The sequence below is a fragment of the Pseudomonas sp. WS 5059 genome, from assembly GCF_012985525.1.
Lineage (GTDB): Bacteria > Pseudomonadota > Gammaproteobacteria > Pseudomonadales > Pseudomonadaceae > Aquipseudomonas.
In genome coordinates this window covers 256,957-273,029 of sequence record NZ_JAAQWO010000002.1, presented here as the reverse complement: position 1 = coordinate 273,029, position 16,073 = coordinate 256,957, and the positions used below count along the sequence as shown (strand labels likewise).

Here is a 16,073-nt window from a genome sequence, read left to right as displayed (position 1 = left end):
AATCCCTCTTATTGTTCTGTCAGCGGGCGTACGTGCACGCCGCTTTCGAGGCGCGCCAGCTGCGCGTCGTCGCTGATGCCAAAACCGATCTGCGTGACGGCCATCGCGGCGATGGCCGTGGCCCGCGCCAGGGTTTGCCGCGGTGCCTCGATCGCCAGCAAACCGTGCAGCATGCCGGCCAACAACGAGTCGCCCGCGCCTACGGTACTGGCGACGGTGACGCGGGGCGGCGTGGCCTGCAGGGCAGCGTCGGGACCGAACCAATTGACCCCATCGGCGCCGTGGGACACCACCACATGCTCGACACCTTGCAGGTGCAGGCGCTGGGCGGCCTGGGCCTGTTGCGCGACGGTAGCGGTCGGGCAATCGAGGGCGTCGGCCAGCTCTTCGGTGTTGGGTTTGACCAGCCAGGGGCCGGCCTGCAACCCGGCGCGCAGGGCTTCGCCGCTGGTGTCCAGGGCGACTTTCAACCCGAGGTTTTTCAGGTGCAACAACAGGCCCTGCAACCACTGCGGGCTGACACCTTGGGGCAGGCTGCCGGCGACCACCACCACATCATGGCCCGGGGCAATCTGCGTCAACTGGTCGAGCAGGGCCTGTTGCGCCTGCGCGCTGACCACCGGCCCCGGCGCGTTGATATCAGTCACCCGGCCGTCCAGCTCGGCCACCTTGATATTGCTGCGGGTTTCCCCCGGCACACGAATAAACGCATCGACAAAACCCCGACGGGCAATCAACGCTTCAAATGCCTGGGGATTGTCTGCCCCCAGAAAACCGCCAACCGTCACGTGATGGCCAAGGTCTGCCAACACCTGGGCGACGTTCACCCCTTTGCCCGCCGCATGGGTCAGCATGGCCAGGCTGCGATTGACCGCTCCCGGCTCCAGGCGTGTCAGTTGTACGGTCAGGTCCAACGCCGGGTTCAGCGTCAGGCTTAGAATCCTTGCCATTTACACAGCCTCCACAAGGGCACGCACTTGCGCGGGAGAGCCCACGGCCAAGGCGTTTTGTGCGAGGGCCTGGGCCTCGCCCAGGGTGAATTCACGTACCCGGGCCTTGACCTCGGGAATGCTGCGCGCCGAGACGCTCAACTCATCGACCCCCAGGCCCACCAGCACCGGCACTGCCAGCGGGTCGGCCGCCAGCTCACCGCACACCCCGACCCACTTGCCATGGGCATGGGCGGCGCGCACGGTGATGTCGATCAGTTGCAGCACGGCCGGGTGCAGGCCGTCAGCCTGGGCCGACAAGGTTGGATGACCACGGTCGATGGCCAGGGTGTACTGGGTCAGGTCATTGGTGCCGATACTGAAAAAGTCCACTTCCTGGGCCAAAACCGGCGCCAGCAGGGCCGCCGAGGGGACTTCGATCATGATCCCCAGTTGCAGGTCCGCCACTGGGATCTGCGCGCGCAGGCGCTCGGTCATGTCCCGGGCCTGGCGCCACTCATCAACGCTACCGACCATGGGGAACATGATGCGCAGTGGGCGGCCATCCGCCGAGCGCAACAGCGCACGCAGTTGGGTTTCCATGATCTGCGGGCGTTGCAGGGTCAGGCGGATGCCGCGCACGCCAAGGAACGGGTTTTCTTCCTTGGCAATCGGCCAGTACGGCAGCGGCTTGTCACCACCCACATCCAGGGTACGCACCACCAGCGGCCGCCCAGCCAGGCCGTCGAGCACACGACGGTACTCGGCTTCCTGGGTGGCTTCGTCCGGGGCCTGGGAATGGGCCATGAAAATCAGTTCGGTGCGCAGCAGGCCAATGCCTTCGGCGCCCTGCTCGACCGCAGCGGCCACACCGGCGCTTTCGCCGATATTGGCGAACACTTCCACCGCATGCCCATCGCGGGTCAAGGCCGGTTCATGGCGTTGCGCGGCGGCGGCCTGCAAGCGTTGCTCGCGGGTGTCGCGCTCCTGGGTAGCACGCTGCAAGGTGTCGGCATCGGCATCCACATGCAGGCGCCCGCGCTGGCCATCGAGCAACAATGGCGTGCCCGAGGCCAGCAGCAAGACCGCCGGCCCGGCGCCGACCAGCGCGGGAATCCCCAGGGCGCGGGCGACGATGGCGCTGTGGGCGGTGGCACCACCGCGTGCGGTGAGAATCCCGGCCACGCGCGTCGGGTCGAGGCGCGCCACATCCGACGGGCCGACCTCATCCATCACCAGAATGTAGGGCTCGTCGGGTTCCTGCGGGGTATCGATGCCACACAGTTGCGCCAGCACCCGCCGGCCGATGTCCCGCAGGTCGGCGGCGCGTTCGGCGAGCAGTGCGTCCTGCAAGGACTCCTGCTGTTTGGCCGCCGCTTCGATCACGCTCATCCACGCGGCTTCGGCGCTTTCGCCTTGTTTGAGGCGGGTGTCGACTTCGTCGGTCAGCTCCGGGTCGTCGAGCATTTCCTGGTGGGTGATGAAAATCTCGCGGATCGCCTTGGACGTGCTGCGCTCGATCAAGCCCTGGATATCGTGGCGCACATCGCGCAATGCTGCGGATAACCGCTCGCGTTCGACGTTGGCCGACTCGCCGCGCAACGGATAGTCGAACGGCTGCAACACCTGGATATGGGCCGGGCCGATGGCGATCCCCGGTGCCGCAGGGATTGCCTGAATCAGGCTGCCGGAGCGCGGCGCGCTGATCAGTGGTTCGACCTCAAGGGTCTCAACCCGTGCACTGACGGCCGGCAGCGGCTCGACGTCTTCACCCAGCCCCTCTTGCACAGCCGCCAGCAGCGCCGGCAGCGCATCGTCGGCAATGCCGGGTTCGGCGACAAATTCCAGCACCTGGCCACGCCGGGCGCCGAGGCTGAGCAGTTTGCTCAAGCTCTTGACCGACACCGCACCGCCCTGCCCGTCGACGATCCGCACGCGGATCTCGCCGTCGAAGCCTTTCGCCAGTTGGGCCAGGGCCTTGGCCGGCCGCGCATGCAGGCCGTGGGCATTGGCCAGGGCGATACGGGCGCTGGGCCAATCGGCGGGCAGTTCGCCACCCAACACTTCGAGGACCGCTCGGCTGCTGGTGGCGCGCCCCAGTTCCTGGCCACGCCCTTCAATCAGCAAGGCGCACAGGCGCTCAAGCAATGCCTGGTGGGCCTCGCCGAGGCTGGCCAGGCAAAACAGGCCGCTCAATGGCTGGCCCAGGTAGCGCATGGGTTTGTCCGGTGTGACAAAGGCCAGGCCCGGGCGCTTGACCGTTTGTTCGCTGTGCAGCCACCACAGGCCATCGCCCAGGGGCAATGCATCGACTTGCTGCAACACCGCGGCAAAGCCATTGCTCACGCAATCGGCCTGGCGCAACAGGCGGGCGCCGCGCCACACCAGTTCTTCGAAATCGTCGGCAGACACGCCCAGGCCGATCATTTGGGCATCCAGCGCCAGCTCCTGAGGCGCGCCTTGCAGCAGCTTGAGCAAGGCGTCGGCCGAGGTGGCGCGGCACAGCGCCTGGCCCAGGTCGGTTTCACCAAGGGCGCGGGTCAGCAGTTGCAGCAGGCGCAGGTGCTCATCGGACTTGGCGGCAATGCCAATCGCCAGGTAGACGATCTGGCCATCGCCCCAATCCACACCGTGGGGAAATTGCAGCAGGCGCACGCCGGTGGCGAACACCTGGTCGCGGGTTTCGGGGGTGCCATGGGGGATCGCAATACCCTGGCCGAGGAAGGTCGAGCCTTGCGCTTCACGGGCTTGCAGGCCGCTCAGGTAACCCTCGGCGACCAGGCCATCGGCTACCAGTTTTTCGGCGAGCAGTTGCAAGGCAGCAGACTTATCCACAGCCAACTGGCCCATGGATATCTGCTCTACGGTGAGCTCAAGCATGCCTTTCTCCTAGTTAGTGCGGGGTGCGCACTAGGTATTGTTTTGATTAAACCGTGCAAAAATAACTGACTGAGCGGTCAATTGGCAGTAGGCACTCAGCGGCGAACATCGTAAAAATACGCTTGCTGAAACGTTTAATCTAGAATTTATGGCAGATTACTGGGTAATTTTGCATCGTTGAAGCACCACTCGGCGCTTGAGTTGCGACAATGGTCGCGTGCAGGAATCGGTTACGATTGGACAAAATGTCGGGGCAAGCTCTAAAAAACAAGGAAATCCCGGTTTGAAACTCAGTGATATTGCACGTCTAGCCGGTGTGTCCGTGACCACCGCCAGCTACGTCATCAATGGCAAGGCCCAACAGCAACGGATCAGCACCGCCACCGTGGAACGGGTGCGGGCGGTGGTCGAGGAGCATGGCTTCACTCCCAACCCCCAGGCCGCAGGGCTGCGCAGCCGACATACCCGCACCTTGGGCTTTATCCTGCCGGACCTGGAAAACCCCAGTTACGCACGGATCGCCAAGCTGTTGGAACAAGGCGCGCGGGCCCGTGGCTATCAATTGCTGATCGCCAGTTCCGACGACGATGCCAACAGCGAGCGCCAGTTACTGCAACTGTTCCGTGCGCGGCGTTGTGATGCGCTGTTCGTCGCCAGTTGCCTGCCTGCCAGCGATGACAGTTATCGCGAGCTGCAAGCCAAGGGCCTGCCGGTGATCGCCATCGACCGAGTGATGGAGGCCGAGCAGTTCTGCTCGGTGGTCAGCGATGACCGCCAGGCCTGCCAGCAGTTGACCAGCAGCCTGCTGCAACCGCTGCCCCGGCAGATCGTGTTGATCGGCGCGCGCCCCGAGCTGAGCATCAGCCAGGAACGCGCGGCGGGTTTCCAGCAAGCGTTGCACGGCTTCAAGGGCGAAGTGCTGATCGAGCACGGCGAAGCCTTCAGCCGTGATTGTGGCCGCAAGTTGATGGAAGAACTCCTGCAACGCCTGGGGCATTTACCCGACGCGCTGGTGACCACTTCCTACGTATTGCTACAAGGGGTGTTTGACGCGCTGCATGACTTCCCGCTCAAGTCCCGGCCACTGCGCCTGGGCACCTTTGGTGACACTCAGTTGCTGGACTTCCTGCCGCTGCCGGTCAACGCCATGGCCCAGCAGCACGCGCTGATCGCGCAGACGGCCCTGCGCCTGGCGCTGGCGGCGATTGAAGAACAGCACTACCAGCCGGGCGTGCATGCCATTGGCCGGACCTTCAAGCAGCGGATTCACGAGGCGTAGGCGTGGAGCTGATCGACAGCCACACCCACCTCGACTTCGAGGACTTCGACGCTGATCGCGACGAGGTGCTCAGGCACAGCCGCCAGCTCGGCGTGCGGCGCATGGTGGTGCTGGGGGTGTACCAGCGCAATTGGCAGCGGTTGTGGGACCTGGTGCAACAGGACCCGGACCTGCATGGGGCCTTCGGCCTGCACCCGGTGTATCTGGATGAACATCGTCCCGCAGACCTGATCGAATTGGGCGACTGGCTGAGCCGCCTCAAGGGCCATCGCCAGGTGTGCGCCGTGGGGGAAATCGGTCTCGATTACTTTCTCGAGCACCTGGACCGCGAGCGTCAGCAAATATTGTTTGAAACGCAATTGCAGTTGGCCGTGGACTTCCAACTGCCGGCGCTGCTGCATGTGCGCCGCAGCCACGCGGCCGTGATCGCCACCCTCAAGCGCATCCGCCTGGCCCGGGGCGGGATCATCCATGCCTTCGCCGGCAGCCGCGAAGAAGCCCGCGAATACATCAAGCTGGGGTTCAAGCTGGGCCTGGGCGGCGCGCCGACCTGGCCCCAGGCCTTGCGCATGCACAAGGTCATCGCCCAACTGCCGCTGGATTCGGTGGTGCTGGAAACCGACTCGCCAGACATGGCCCCCGCCATGTACCCCGGCCAACGCAATAGCCCGCAGCACCTGCCGGCAATCTGCGGCGCCCTGGCCGAACTGATGGGCATCAGCCCTTCAGCGTTGGCCGAAGCGAGCACCCGCAACGCTTGCGAACTGTTCAACTGGCCGCTCGATGGCGGGGTTGACCGCCTGTAGCGTCAGGGTCATGCGATGCCGGTGGCGAGCATGACGCAGGGTCAAGAAGTGAATCAGGATCGCCACCAGCGACACGTTCAATTGCCCGACCTTGCTGATCAAGCCGACCCACTCCACCACCAGGGCCACCAACAAGGCCACGCTGGTCAGCACAAGCATGCTCGGGCGCAGCAAGGCCAGGTTGTCCAGAGACTTCAACTGGCGCAGTTGCCTGGGGCAATTGAGCTGTAGGACTTTGTGACAATACGGACAATCAAAGGGCTCGTTGAGAGCAATGGCATTGAGCTGCCAGGGCTTGAGGCCGAAGGTGATGTCGCAATGGGCGCAATGCCCTTTCACGCCTGGGGTTGTCGCGGTCATGGCCCTGCCTCCCGGAAGCGCTGGATGGGGTGTGAAACAAATTCTCACCCAATCGCACTACAAAAAAGCTCACACGGGAAAACAGGACATGCACTACATCACCAACAAACAATACCTACAGACATAACTCACACGCGAAATGCGCCGATCAGCTTTTTCAGCTCAATCACCTGCAGGGACAATTGCCGGCTGGCCTCTTCGGTCTGGTGCGCGCCTTGGGCTGCGTGCTCGCCAGCCCGATTGATCTCGACGATGTTCTGGTCGATGTCGTGGGCCACCGCCGTCTGCTGCTCCACCGCCGCCGCGATTTGCTGGTTCTGATCGACGATCATGCCTACCGCACCGAGGATGTTTTCCAGGGCCAGCTGGACTTTTTCCGACTGACCAACCGTACCACTGGCCATTTTATGGCTGCTGCCCATGGCCTTCACCGCTGCGCTGACGCCCTGGTGCAGCTTGGCGATCATCTGCTCGATTTCTTCGGTGGAGTGCTGGGTGCGTCGGGCCAGGGTGCGGACCTCGTCGGCCACCACCGCAAACCCGCGCCCCTGCTCACCGGCCCGTGCCGCCTCGATGGCCGCGTTCAAGGCCAGCAGGTTGGTTTGCTCGGCAATGCTCTTGATCACTTCCAGCACGCTGCTGATGGATTGACTGTCGATGGCCAGTTGATTGATCACCAGCACTGACTGGTCGATCTCCGATGCCAGCAGCGCGATGCTGCCTTGCTGGGATTGCACCAGGCCACGCCCGCTGAGGGTTTCATCGTTGACGCTGTGGGCACTGCTGACAGCCGCTGCCGCACTGCGCGCCACTTCGTGGGCGGTTGCCGACATCTGGTTCATGGCCGTCGCCACCTGCTCGATCTGGCTGCGCTGGCCCGACACCGCCTGGTTGCTGCGCGCCGACACCGATTCCACTTGCCCGGCCTGATGCTCGACTTCATGGACGGTCTGCCCTACCCGTTCGATCAGGTCGTGGATTTTCGCCACGGTGCCGTTGAACACTTCGCCCAACTCCCCCAGTTCATCGCGGCTCTGGGACTTGAAGCTGACGGTCATGTCCCCGGCAGCGACCTTATCCATCATCGCGCCCAGGCGGCGCAGGGTGGTGCGCGTCGAGGCGTAGAAGCCGCCGTACAGATAGAAAATCAACAGGAACACCGCCGCCAGCGCCGCGACCAGCAGCACCATGTGCGTGCGGTTCTGGGCCAGGCGCTGTTGCAGCTGCTGGTCGAGGAAGGACAGGGTCGCGTCGTCCAATTGATAGGTCTTGGCCATCAAGGCCGTCACGTCGTCATAGAAGGTCTGCCATGGCGCCTCCAGGGTTTCGGCCATCACCACCTGCTCTTCAAACAGTTCGCTGCCCTGCTTGAGGCTGGCCTGGCTGGCTTGGGCCAAGGCATCCAGGGAGCCATGGGCGGCCTTGCTGGAGCCGAGGGCGTCCTGCACTTTCAAGCCGTATTCAGCCTGGAGCTTTTCCAATTGCTGCAGCAGTTCGTCAAAGCGCGTACTGGACGACGAGTTGAGAAAACCCTGGCCCAGGGAGTACGCGCCCATGGCCCGGCCCTCGCCCAGGGCCTGGGTGACTTGCGGGGTGACGCTGGTCACCAGGTCGCTGAGTTGGCGCACATCGCTCTGCACATCACGGCTCAACCCCGACTGGCTGGCAATGATCTGGCTGAACATCTGTGCCTTGTTGAGCAACTTGCCGATCAACGCACTTTTGCTCAACAGTGAAGACTCGGTTTGCTGGCCCTTGAACGCCGCAATCATTTCATCGCGCTTGCTTTCGAACACTGCGACCTGCTCCGGATCGGCCGTCATCGCCTGGAAGCCTTGCAGGCGTTCAAGTACGCGCTGCTCCAATGCCGTGATGCGGCTTTCGATATCCCCCGCCTTGCCTGCCTGGCCGAGGGTGGCGTTGATCTGTACCTGATTGTTCAGGGTTTCCAGGTCGCGGCGCAGGATCAGGCTGCTGCCCAGCAGGTCCAGGCTCTGCAACTCCACCTGCGTGCCCTGGAACTCACGCCAGGAGTCGCGCACCAGGTAATAGTTGGTTACCAGCATCGGCAGGAAAAACAGCACGCTGATCAGGCTGAACTTCATGCCGAAGCTCAGGCGATTCATCAACGCAATGGCGGGATAGAGCAAGCTCTTCACAGATGAACTCCCTTTTCTTTTATTTTTATTGAAGGCGCAGGGCAGCGGCAGAAAGCCACTATTGGGCGCGCTGTCTGTATAGCTTAAATCGGCGGGGAGTTTTGTAACTTAAGGTTAACGCGATCAGTGGGGCTTGGCGGCGGGCCGATTTTTGAAGCCACAACAGACTCTATGTGGGAGGGCTCGTGTGGGAGCGGGCTTGCCCGCGATAGCGGTGTGTCAGTACCGGATTTTTTGACGGCTACACCGCATCGCGGGCAAGCCCGCTCCCACACAAGCCCGCTCCCACAAGGTATTTTTCAGGGCAAGACGGTCCAGATCGCAAACCCGGCGTACCACAACACGGCAGCGCGCAGCAGCAGTTCCCACAACCGGTCCAGGCTGTTGATACCTTCGGCACCGACCACCGGCGCAGGAATTTCGCCGGCCACCAGGCCGACCTTTTCCACCAGTTGCGCTGCGCTGATATCCCAGCTCAGCAGCTCATGCAGCATCACCCGGCTGACCGCGACAAAGTTGCCGACCAGGGCAAAACTTGCCGCCAGCAACCGCACCGGCAACCAGTCGAAGGCATGGCGCAATTGCCCGGCGCGCTCGACCACCAGCGGGTTTTGCCCGTGTTCGGTAGCCAGTGCCAGCAAGCGGTAGGCCAGGACGACCACCGGGCCAAGGAGGAAGTACCAGAAAATCACCGCGAAAAAGCTCTGGTAGGCCTGCCACAGCAAATGGCCCTGGACCCGCTCCAGCAGTTGCTCGCCGCTGTCGGCGCCAATGGCCAGGTCGCGCTCGGCAACGTGTTCAGCCGCTTGCAGGTCACCCCGGCGCCAGGCATCACGAAACGGCCCCAACTGGCCCAGCAGGTCACCACGGCCCAGGCTGTAGATCACCACCAGCAGGTGCACCGGCAGTGCCAGCAAACCATAGGCCACCGGCTCCAGGACCAGCAGCAACAGCCCCAGCAGCGCGACTGGCAGCAATACCAGCAACACCAGGATCAGCCAGGGTTGCTTGCCCAGCCGCGCGCTCGACTCAAGCCGGGCCAGTTCGCGCAGCCAAAGGCCATCGCGTTGTACCCGCGAACGCAAGGCCGAGAACTTCTCGATCCATACCGCCAGCACCAACACCAGGAAACTCATTGTGCATGTCCTCCTTCCTGCAAGGCGCCGCGAAAACGCGCCCAATCAAAAGCCGGTCCAGGATCGGTCTTGCGTCCTGGGGCGATGTCACTATGACCGCAAATGCGCTGGAGCGTGATGCCCGGGTAGGCGGCCAGCAATTGGCGACTCAGTTCGATCAAGGATTGGTACTGAGCGTCGGTAAAGGGCTGGTCGTCGGTCCCTTCAAGCTCGATCCCCAGGGAAAAGTCGTTGCAGGTCTCGCGCCCCTCGAAACAGGAGACGCCGGCATGCCAGGCACGGTCCTGGCAGGAGACAAACTGCGTCACGGCGCCGTCGCGCTCAATCAGAAAGTGCGCAGAAACCCGTAGGTCGGCAATACCTGCAAAGTAGGGATGTTCCGTGACATCCAGGCGATTCTGGAAGAACTCCTGCACTTTGCCCGTGGCGAACTGGGCCGGTGGCAAGCTGATGTTATGCACCACCAACAGGGAAATCTCGCCGCCCGGGCGTTCATTGAAGTTGGGCGACGGGCAATGGGCAATGCCCTGGCACCAACCGCTGGTGGGGTCCAACTGCATACAGGTTCCTTGCGCAAGACGTGAGAGCGTCCAGTATGCCGTGATCCGCCGGGTGGTTGCGATCACTTGGCGCGATTGAGTTGCCGCAGATTGCCAATCACCGACGCCAGCGCGCGGTCGAACAGCAGTGCATCATCGAGGGTACGCACCCCGCCACGCTTGAACTCCAGGGCCAGTTCAGTGCAGGTTTTCTCCAGCACCTTGAGGCCTGTGCGATTGACAAATATATAGCTGTTGGCGGGCGCGATAATCGCTGTCAGCTTGCAGCGCAGGGTGTTTTCCTCATCTTCGCGGAATTCGACCCAACTGCCGATGCGCAGTTGTCGGACCTTGAGCAGATCGGGATCGTCCTCCGCCAGGCTGACCGTCTGCCCTGGCGCCCCAGCCGCCGCGTCCTCGCGCACTTGGACCAGTGTCACGCCGGGCAGCGCCGCCCCCTGGAACGCCTGGGTATGCAGGGCCTGCAACTGGACAAAAAACTCCCGGGTGACAAACGAATCAAACGCCGCCTCGCTCAACCCTTCACGCAGGGCCTTGAGCAACGCGGGCAACTGTTCCAGCAGGCGGTGGCCAGCCTCGGTGTCTTCACTCAGGCCGACACTCCAGATCAATTCGTCCATGGCCCGCAACCGCGCCTGCCATTGCGGCGAGTGTTGCCCGTGCTTGAGGCATTCGAGCAACAAGACCTGGCTCCACGCCTGTTGCAGGAACTGCACCACGAACTGCGGCAAGACCTTGCCCAGCAAGCGTTGGCTAACCGCATCGGCGACCCGTTGCCGGGCCTGCTCGGTGCGGGCGCGCCCTTCTTCGGCGTCGCGGGTGCGCTGTTCGAGCAACTCACTGCGGCGGCGCTCGTCCTGGGTGTAAGCGGTGAATTCCTGCAGCAGCACCGAGAAAATCGCCGGGTCGTCGACAAAATCATTCAACAGGCACTGCACCACCTGCTCGATGCGCACGTACAGGCTGTCACGCTGATAGTCGTCACGCTTGCCCCAGCCCATGGCGGCGGTCCCGATTTCATTGAGCAAGCGCCGCGCCGGGTGGCTGCCACGGCTGAAAAAACTCTTGTCCAGCACGGCCACTTTCAACATCGGAATCTGTAGGCGCGCGATCAACGCCTTGAGGGAATCGGGCAGGGTGCGGTCGTCGAGGATGAATTCGAACAACATGGCGATCAGGTTGATCACATCCTCGTCGGCATCTTCCACTACCCGCGACTTGCCACTCTTGACGCTGACCCGGGTGAGCAGTTCTTCCAATTGGCGGCGCAGGTCGAAATCGTCCTCGACCGCAGGTTCCGGCACATACTGCTGCAGGTGAGACAGCAGGCGCAGCAGGTCACGGGTAGAAATCGGCTGGGCCTGGGCGCTGGCCTCCAGGGTCGGGGCCACACTGCCGCGCACGGTCAGCAGCAGTTCTTGCAGAGCCGCGAAGACTTGTTGCTCGGCCTCATCGGCCTGCGGGTCGGCAGCAGGGGCCGCTTCGACCGGCGGGCGGGCCCTGCTGGCGCGCTCGCCGGCACGCCGCGAAGGGACGGCCTTGAGTTCGGGCAGCACGCCGGTGGCGACCAGCAACTGATTGGCCTCGCCGTAGAGCAGGTCGGCATCGCTGAGCACGTACTTTTCAAACAGTTTCAAAATGATCAGCTTGACCCGGATCTCCACCCCCAGGCTGCGCCCGGCCCGCAGGAAGTACTCGCAGAGCATCGCCGGGCCCAGGGGGTTTTCCCGATCGTCGAGGCGCTTGCCCAGCAGCGCACCGAGGCGGGCGGTCAGTTGCCCCAGGGCCAGGCCATCACGGTGCATGACCTTGTCGAGCATGGCCTCCAGGGCCACGGCTTTTTCCAGGTCATCGGCGCACGCGCCGGGTACTGCTTCGTAGGAGACCGTCGGCAACAGCAACTCGCCTTGCCCGGCCTGCCCCAGGTTGGCGAATGCGTCGAAGAATTGCTCCATGAACACGCGCTCGAAGTTCTTACGCTTGAGGCGCAGGTCGCGCATGGCTTCAAAGAAAATATTGTGGTCGGCGTTGTTGCGGGCCTTGTCGGCCATTTCGAACAGGGTGTCGTCGGCGTTATCGAACAGTTCCTGCAAACCCCGGTCGAGTTGCTGGGTGGCCTTGTCACGCACCTGGAGCACGATCACAGGCAGGCGGGCGAGCGGCGACGGCATCGCTTGTGCGGCGATCTTGTTGATCGGCACCACCTTTGCGTCATTGTGCATGCTGGCCTCCTGGAACGACGGGGTTCGGTTTTGTGAGCGCTCGCGCGGCAACCGCCAATGGAATACCGGCGGGAGCGCGATTATCTGTAGATCACCGAGACGTCAAAGCTATGACGCCAATTGCAAGGCGCGAGATTATCTTGCAAATAGCCCCTGTAGCGCCAGCAAACTCTGTAGGTGCTTTGTAATCAGGCAGGTTATGCCGGCATACCTTGGGTTCGGCGCTGCCATGCCCCTATAATCGGGGCACTTTGTATGTGGAGCCCGCTATGCCGAATCTACGCCTCGCCGACCTCACCGCCGAAATCGAAGCCAACGTGCGCCGCGCACTGCTGGAAGACATCGGCAGCGGCGATATCACTGCGCAATTGATCCCGGCCGAACGGCTGGCCAAGGCCACGATCATCACCCGGGATACTGCCGTGATCAGTGGCACCGCCTGGGTCGATGCCGTATTCCGCCAGTTGGACCCGCGAGTTGCCGTGCATTGGCAGGTGCGCGACGGTGAACGCGTCAGCCCCAATCAGGCGCTGTTCCACCTCGAAGGCCCCGCCCGCTCATTGCTGACCGGTGAGCGCAGTGCGCTGAATTTCCTGCAACTGTTGTCGGGCGTGGCCACGCGCGCGCAGTACCTGGCGGACTTTGTCGCCAGCACCCAGGTCAAGCTGCTGGACACCCGCAAGACCCTGCCGGGCCTGCGTCTGGCGCAAAAATACGCAGTGACCTGCGGCGGTTGCCACAATCATCGCATCGGCCTGTATGACGCGTTCCTGATCAAGGAAAACCATATCGCCGCCTGCGGTGGCATTGCCCAGGCCATAGCTGCCGCCCACAAGATCGCCCCGGGCAAGCCGGTGGAAGTCGAAGTGGAAAGCCTGGAAGAGTTACGCGAAGCCCTGGCGGCGGGCGCCGATATCATCATGCTGGATGAGTTGAGCCTGGACGACATGCGCGAAGCCGTACGCTTGAACGGCGGCAAGGCCAAGCTGGAAGCCAGCGGCGGGATCAATGAAAGCACCTTGCTGCCCATTGCCGAGACCGGCGTGGACTACATCTCCATCGGGGCGATGACCAAGGATGTGAAGGCAGTGGATTTGTCGATGCGGCTCAGTATCTGACACCGTCATCGCCAGCAAGCCGGCTCCTACACAATTGTGCGACACCTGTAGGAACCAGCTTGCCGGCGATAATCGCGTTTAAACCACCAGATTGTTCATCTCGCAGTACTCTTCCCACTCGACACCCAGCACCTCGGCCGCCTCTTTGTGCAAGGCCAGGCGCGCCGCTTCGAATTCTTCCGCTGTGGTCGTGTACTTAAGGGTCAGTTCCCAAGGCTGGAAGCCCTGGCTCTCGGCCTCGTCCTCGAATGCCCACTGGATCTGGTCGCGCTGGTCATCAGCGTTCAGTTCCTTGATCTCTTCCTTAAGCTGCGGCGATTCCTCGAGATATTTCTTGAGGGCTTCTGCGTGCCGCACTTCCTGGGTCATTGCTGTCGTGGTCATGTCGTTCTCTTAGATCGAGGAATGGGGATGCATCTGGGTCATCAAGGTTGCGCAGATACAAAAGAACGGGCACGAATACCGGTTCATCTGGCCTTCAGAACCATTCTGGGATCATCTGAAAACTGTGGTGCCTTTTTGCCCGAGACAGGAGTCGAACCTGCGACCTTCGCGTTACGAGTGCGCTGCTCTACCAACTGAGCTACACGGGCGGTGGGCTAAAGCTAGCACTGCATTGGGCGCCCGGCAACTTACCGAATGTGCGGCGCAATGACTCCCTGGACCCAGAACCGTGGCTGCAGATGGCTTTTGGCAACGTCAATGTAGTGTTGGCTGCGCTCAGTGGCACCAGGCAAGTCGCGATACACGACAAATACCAGCCACACCACCGCGAGCACTGCCGACGCTTGCCAGGCCCAGTACAACAGCGGCATCGGCGCGACAACCGGCGTGCGCCACGGATGCAAGGCCATCAGCCAACCCACCACCAGCGCCAACCAGAGTTGCGAATAGGGCATCACAATCACCCCATCGACCATGGCCTGCACCGTCGCGCCCAGCAGCGCGGCAAATAGGCACAGGCGCAGCAGGTCTTGCGCGGACCCTGCCGCCCCTTGCCGATGAATGACCACCAACGTGGCCCAGCCGCCGCGCAACGCCAGCAGCGCCACAGACAAGGCCGATGGCACGCCCCACTCACTGGCCCATTGCAGGATCGCCTGGTGCGGGTGGGCGGCAATCGGGTTAGGGATATCGGCAAAGTGCATCGGCCCGAAACCCAGCCACGGCCGTTCGCGGATCATGTCCCAGGCTTGCCACCAGATCACTTCACGGCCCGAAAGGCTGGTGGTGAGCCGGTCATTGGAAAGACTGGCAATTTCCAGCCCCAGGTAACGCGCCAGGACCGTGAACAACAACCAGTACAAAACCAGCCCGCCACACAGTGCAGCCAACTGCCAGGTCAACCAGCGGCGCCCCGCAGCCCCCAGGAAAGCCACGACGATTGCAGCCACGCCGATGCCCAGCCAGGTGCCACGGGTGCCGCCACTGATTGCAATCAACCACCAGGTACACAACAGGGCAAATACCAACCCACGCGCCAACCGCGAGGTGCTCGCGAGCAACAGCGGCAATGCCAGCAACGGCAAGGTAAAGGTCTGGAACTGGCCGTAGAAGCGCTTGTTGGAGAACCCGGAAAGCAGGAGGTCAGTGTCCAGTGTCGGTGCGCCACTGGTAAACGCCAGCACGCCCGCGTACCCGTATTGCACAACCTTGATCAGGCACAGCAGCAACACAAACAGGATCAGCACCTGATCCAGGGTTGGATCGCCATTGCGCCGCAACCGGGCAAAAGCTGCGGCAATCACCCCGCAGGTGATCATCAGCGCCCACTCGGTCAGCGCCCAGAGTGGCTGGTGGGCCAACGACGAAGAGATCAGGCCCAGGCCGAATACCAGCGCCAGGCCGATAGCGGTGGGCTTGTCGACCAGGCGCATGGCGGGAGTCACCAGGCAATAGAGCAACGCACAGACACCCACGCCGACCTGCATGACACGCTGCCAGTCATGGCCACTGAAGGACAGGGTAATACCCAGTAGCAAAAGGCTAAGCGCCAGCACCAGGAACACGCTTCCTCGCTGTTGCACGGATAACGTCATGGGCAACCTTTACTTGGGAGCCCGTCACGCCGGGCTCCTATCACTGATTAAGGCAGCCCGGCCTCAGTTGCCAGCCGCACACCCCTTTGCAACGTACTGCTCGTCAGCGCTGGTGGTGCACTTCCAACCCTCACTGGCACTGCGCGCCAGGGTAATGAGCTTGCCCTGGATCGGCGCAGGCGCATCGAGGATTTCGCAGGCAATCGAGCCCGTCCCCGCAGCCACATCACCCACCACGCTGATCACGCAGTTGGCGGTCGGGCTGGTGCCACCGATCAGCGCCAGCGTGGGCACCGTGCCCTGGTTGAACGTGTCTTCGAAACCCGCCTTCAACGCCGAGATTTCCGCCAGCCCAGCCGTGAACTTGGCCTTGGCCTGGTGCTTGGTGTACATGGGCAGGCCAATGGTGGCCAAGATGCCGATGATCGCCACGACGATCAACAACTCGATCAAAGTAAAGCCGTTCTGACGCATCACACTCACTCTCCAGAATAAAACCCCATCGCAAGGCACGTCCTGCGCCCTGCCCTCAACAACCGCGCCAGTGTACTCATCCGCGCCGGGCTAGGCCCTCACAAGACGCAC

The 16,073-nt window shown here is 62.7% G+C and carries 13 protein-coding genes and 1 tRNA gene; 3 read left to right on the top strand and 11 right to left on the bottom strand.

What is annotated here, in order from left to right:
- Positions 1 to 8: 8 nt before the first annotated feature.
- Entirely contained in the window at positions 9 to 950 is a 942-nt protein-coding gene (gene pfkB, locus HBO12_RS06040) for a 1-phosphofructokinase (protein WP_170041722.1), read from the bottom strand.
- The gene (ptsP, locus tag HBO12_RS06035; protein WP_170041721.1) at positions 951 to 3,809 is read right to left on the bottom strand and encodes a phosphoenolpyruvate--protein phosphotransferase; all 2,859 of its coding nucleotides are present in this window, start codon (positions 3,807 to 3,809) and stop codon (positions 951 to 953) included.
- Positions 3,810 to 4,092: 283 nt separating this feature from the next.
- On the opposite strand from ptsP, the gene cra reads away from it, so the two are divergent.
- Positions 4,093 to 5,088 (top strand): catabolite repressor/activator, encoded by a 996-nt coding sequence (gene cra, locus HBO12_RS06030; RefSeq protein WP_169950992.1) that lies wholly within the window; start codon positions 4,093 to 4,095, stop codon positions 5,086 to 5,088.
- Positions 5,089 to 5,090: 2 nt separating this feature from the next.
- Positions 5,091 to 5,894 (top strand): TatD family hydrolase, encoded by an 804-nt coding sequence (locus HBO12_RS06025; RefSeq protein WP_169950994.1) that lies wholly within the window; start codon positions 5,091 to 5,093, stop codon positions 5,892 to 5,894.
- Here HBO12_RS06025 and HBO12_RS06020 read toward each other — a convergent pair.
- From HBO12_RS06020 to HBO12_RS06000, 5 genes are all read right to left on the bottom strand, one after another.
- Entirely contained in the window at positions 5,814 to 6,254 is a 441-nt protein-coding gene (locus HBO12_RS06020; protein WP_169950995.1) for a hypothetical protein, read from the bottom strand. The genes HBO12_RS06025 and HBO12_RS06020 overlap by 81 nt on opposite strands.
- A 128-nt stretch (positions 6,255 to 6,382) precedes the next feature.
- Positions 6,383 to 7,087 (bottom strand): methyl-accepting chemotaxis protein, encoded by a 705-nt coding sequence (locus tag HBO12_RS28675; protein ID WP_463671605.1) that lies wholly within the window; start codon positions 7,085 to 7,087, stop codon positions 6,383 to 6,385.
- 1,625 nt (positions 7,088 to 8,712) lie between these two features.
- A complete protein-coding gene (gene ampE, locus HBO12_RS06010; RefSeq protein ID WP_169951001.1) occupies positions 8,713 to 9,549 on the bottom strand; it encodes a regulatory signaling modulator protein AmpE in 837 nt (278 codons plus the stop codon).
- Positions 9,546 to 10,109 (bottom strand): 1,6-anhydro-N-acetylmuramyl-L-alanine amidase AmpD, encoded by a 564-nt coding sequence (gene ampD, locus HBO12_RS06005; protein WP_169951005.1) that lies wholly within the window; start codon positions 10,107 to 10,109, stop codon positions 9,546 to 9,548. The genes ampE and ampD overlap by 4 nt, the downstream gene beginning before the upstream one ends.
- 62 nt (positions 10,110 to 10,171) lie before the next feature.
- Positions 10,172 to 12,331, bottom strand: a complete 2,160-nt coding sequence (locus HBO12_RS06000; RefSeq protein ID WP_169951008.1) for a DUF1631 domain-containing protein — start codon at positions 12,329 to 12,331, stop codon at positions 10,172 to 10,174.
- 269 nt (positions 12,332 to 12,600) lie between these two features.
- Between HBO12_RS06000 and nadC the strand changes: the two genes are divergently transcribed.
- Positions 12,601 to 13,449, top strand: coding sequence for a carboxylating nicotinate-nucleotide diphosphorylase (nadC, locus tag HBO12_RS05995; protein WP_170041720.1), 849 nt, complete (start codon positions 12,601 to 12,603; stop codon positions 13,447 to 13,449).
- 78 nt (positions 13,450 to 13,527) lie between these two features.
- Here nadC and HBO12_RS05990 read toward each other — a convergent pair whose 3' ends face one another.
- The 4 genes from HBO12_RS05990 to HBO12_RS05975 all read right to left on the bottom strand — a co-directional run bounded on the left by HBO12_RS05990 (position 13,528) and on the right by HBO12_RS05975 (position 15,962).
- A complete protein-coding gene (locus HBO12_RS05990) occupies positions 13,528 to 13,833 on the bottom strand; it encodes a DUF6388 family protein (RefSeq protein WP_169951014.1) in 306 nt (101 codons plus the stop codon).
- A 136-nt stretch (positions 13,834 to 13,969) separates the two neighbouring features.
- Positions 13,970 to 14,042: transfer RNA gene (locus tag HBO12_RS05985), tRNA-Thr, on the bottom strand.
- A gap of 39 nt (positions 14,043 to 14,081) precedes the next feature.
- Entirely contained in the window at positions 14,082 to 15,488 is a 1,407-nt protein-coding gene (locus HBO12_RS05980; protein ID WP_170041719.1) for an O-antigen ligase family protein, read from the bottom strand.
- Between the two features lie 63 nt (positions 15,489 to 15,551).
- Positions 15,552 to 15,962 carry a pilin gene (locus HBO12_RS05975; protein WP_170041950.1) on the bottom strand — a complete coding sequence of 137 codons (411 nt, stop codon included), beginning with the start codon at positions 15,960 to 15,962 and terminating at the stop codon, positions 15,552 to 15,554.
- Between the last annotated feature and the right edge of the window lie 111 nt (positions 15,963 to 16,073).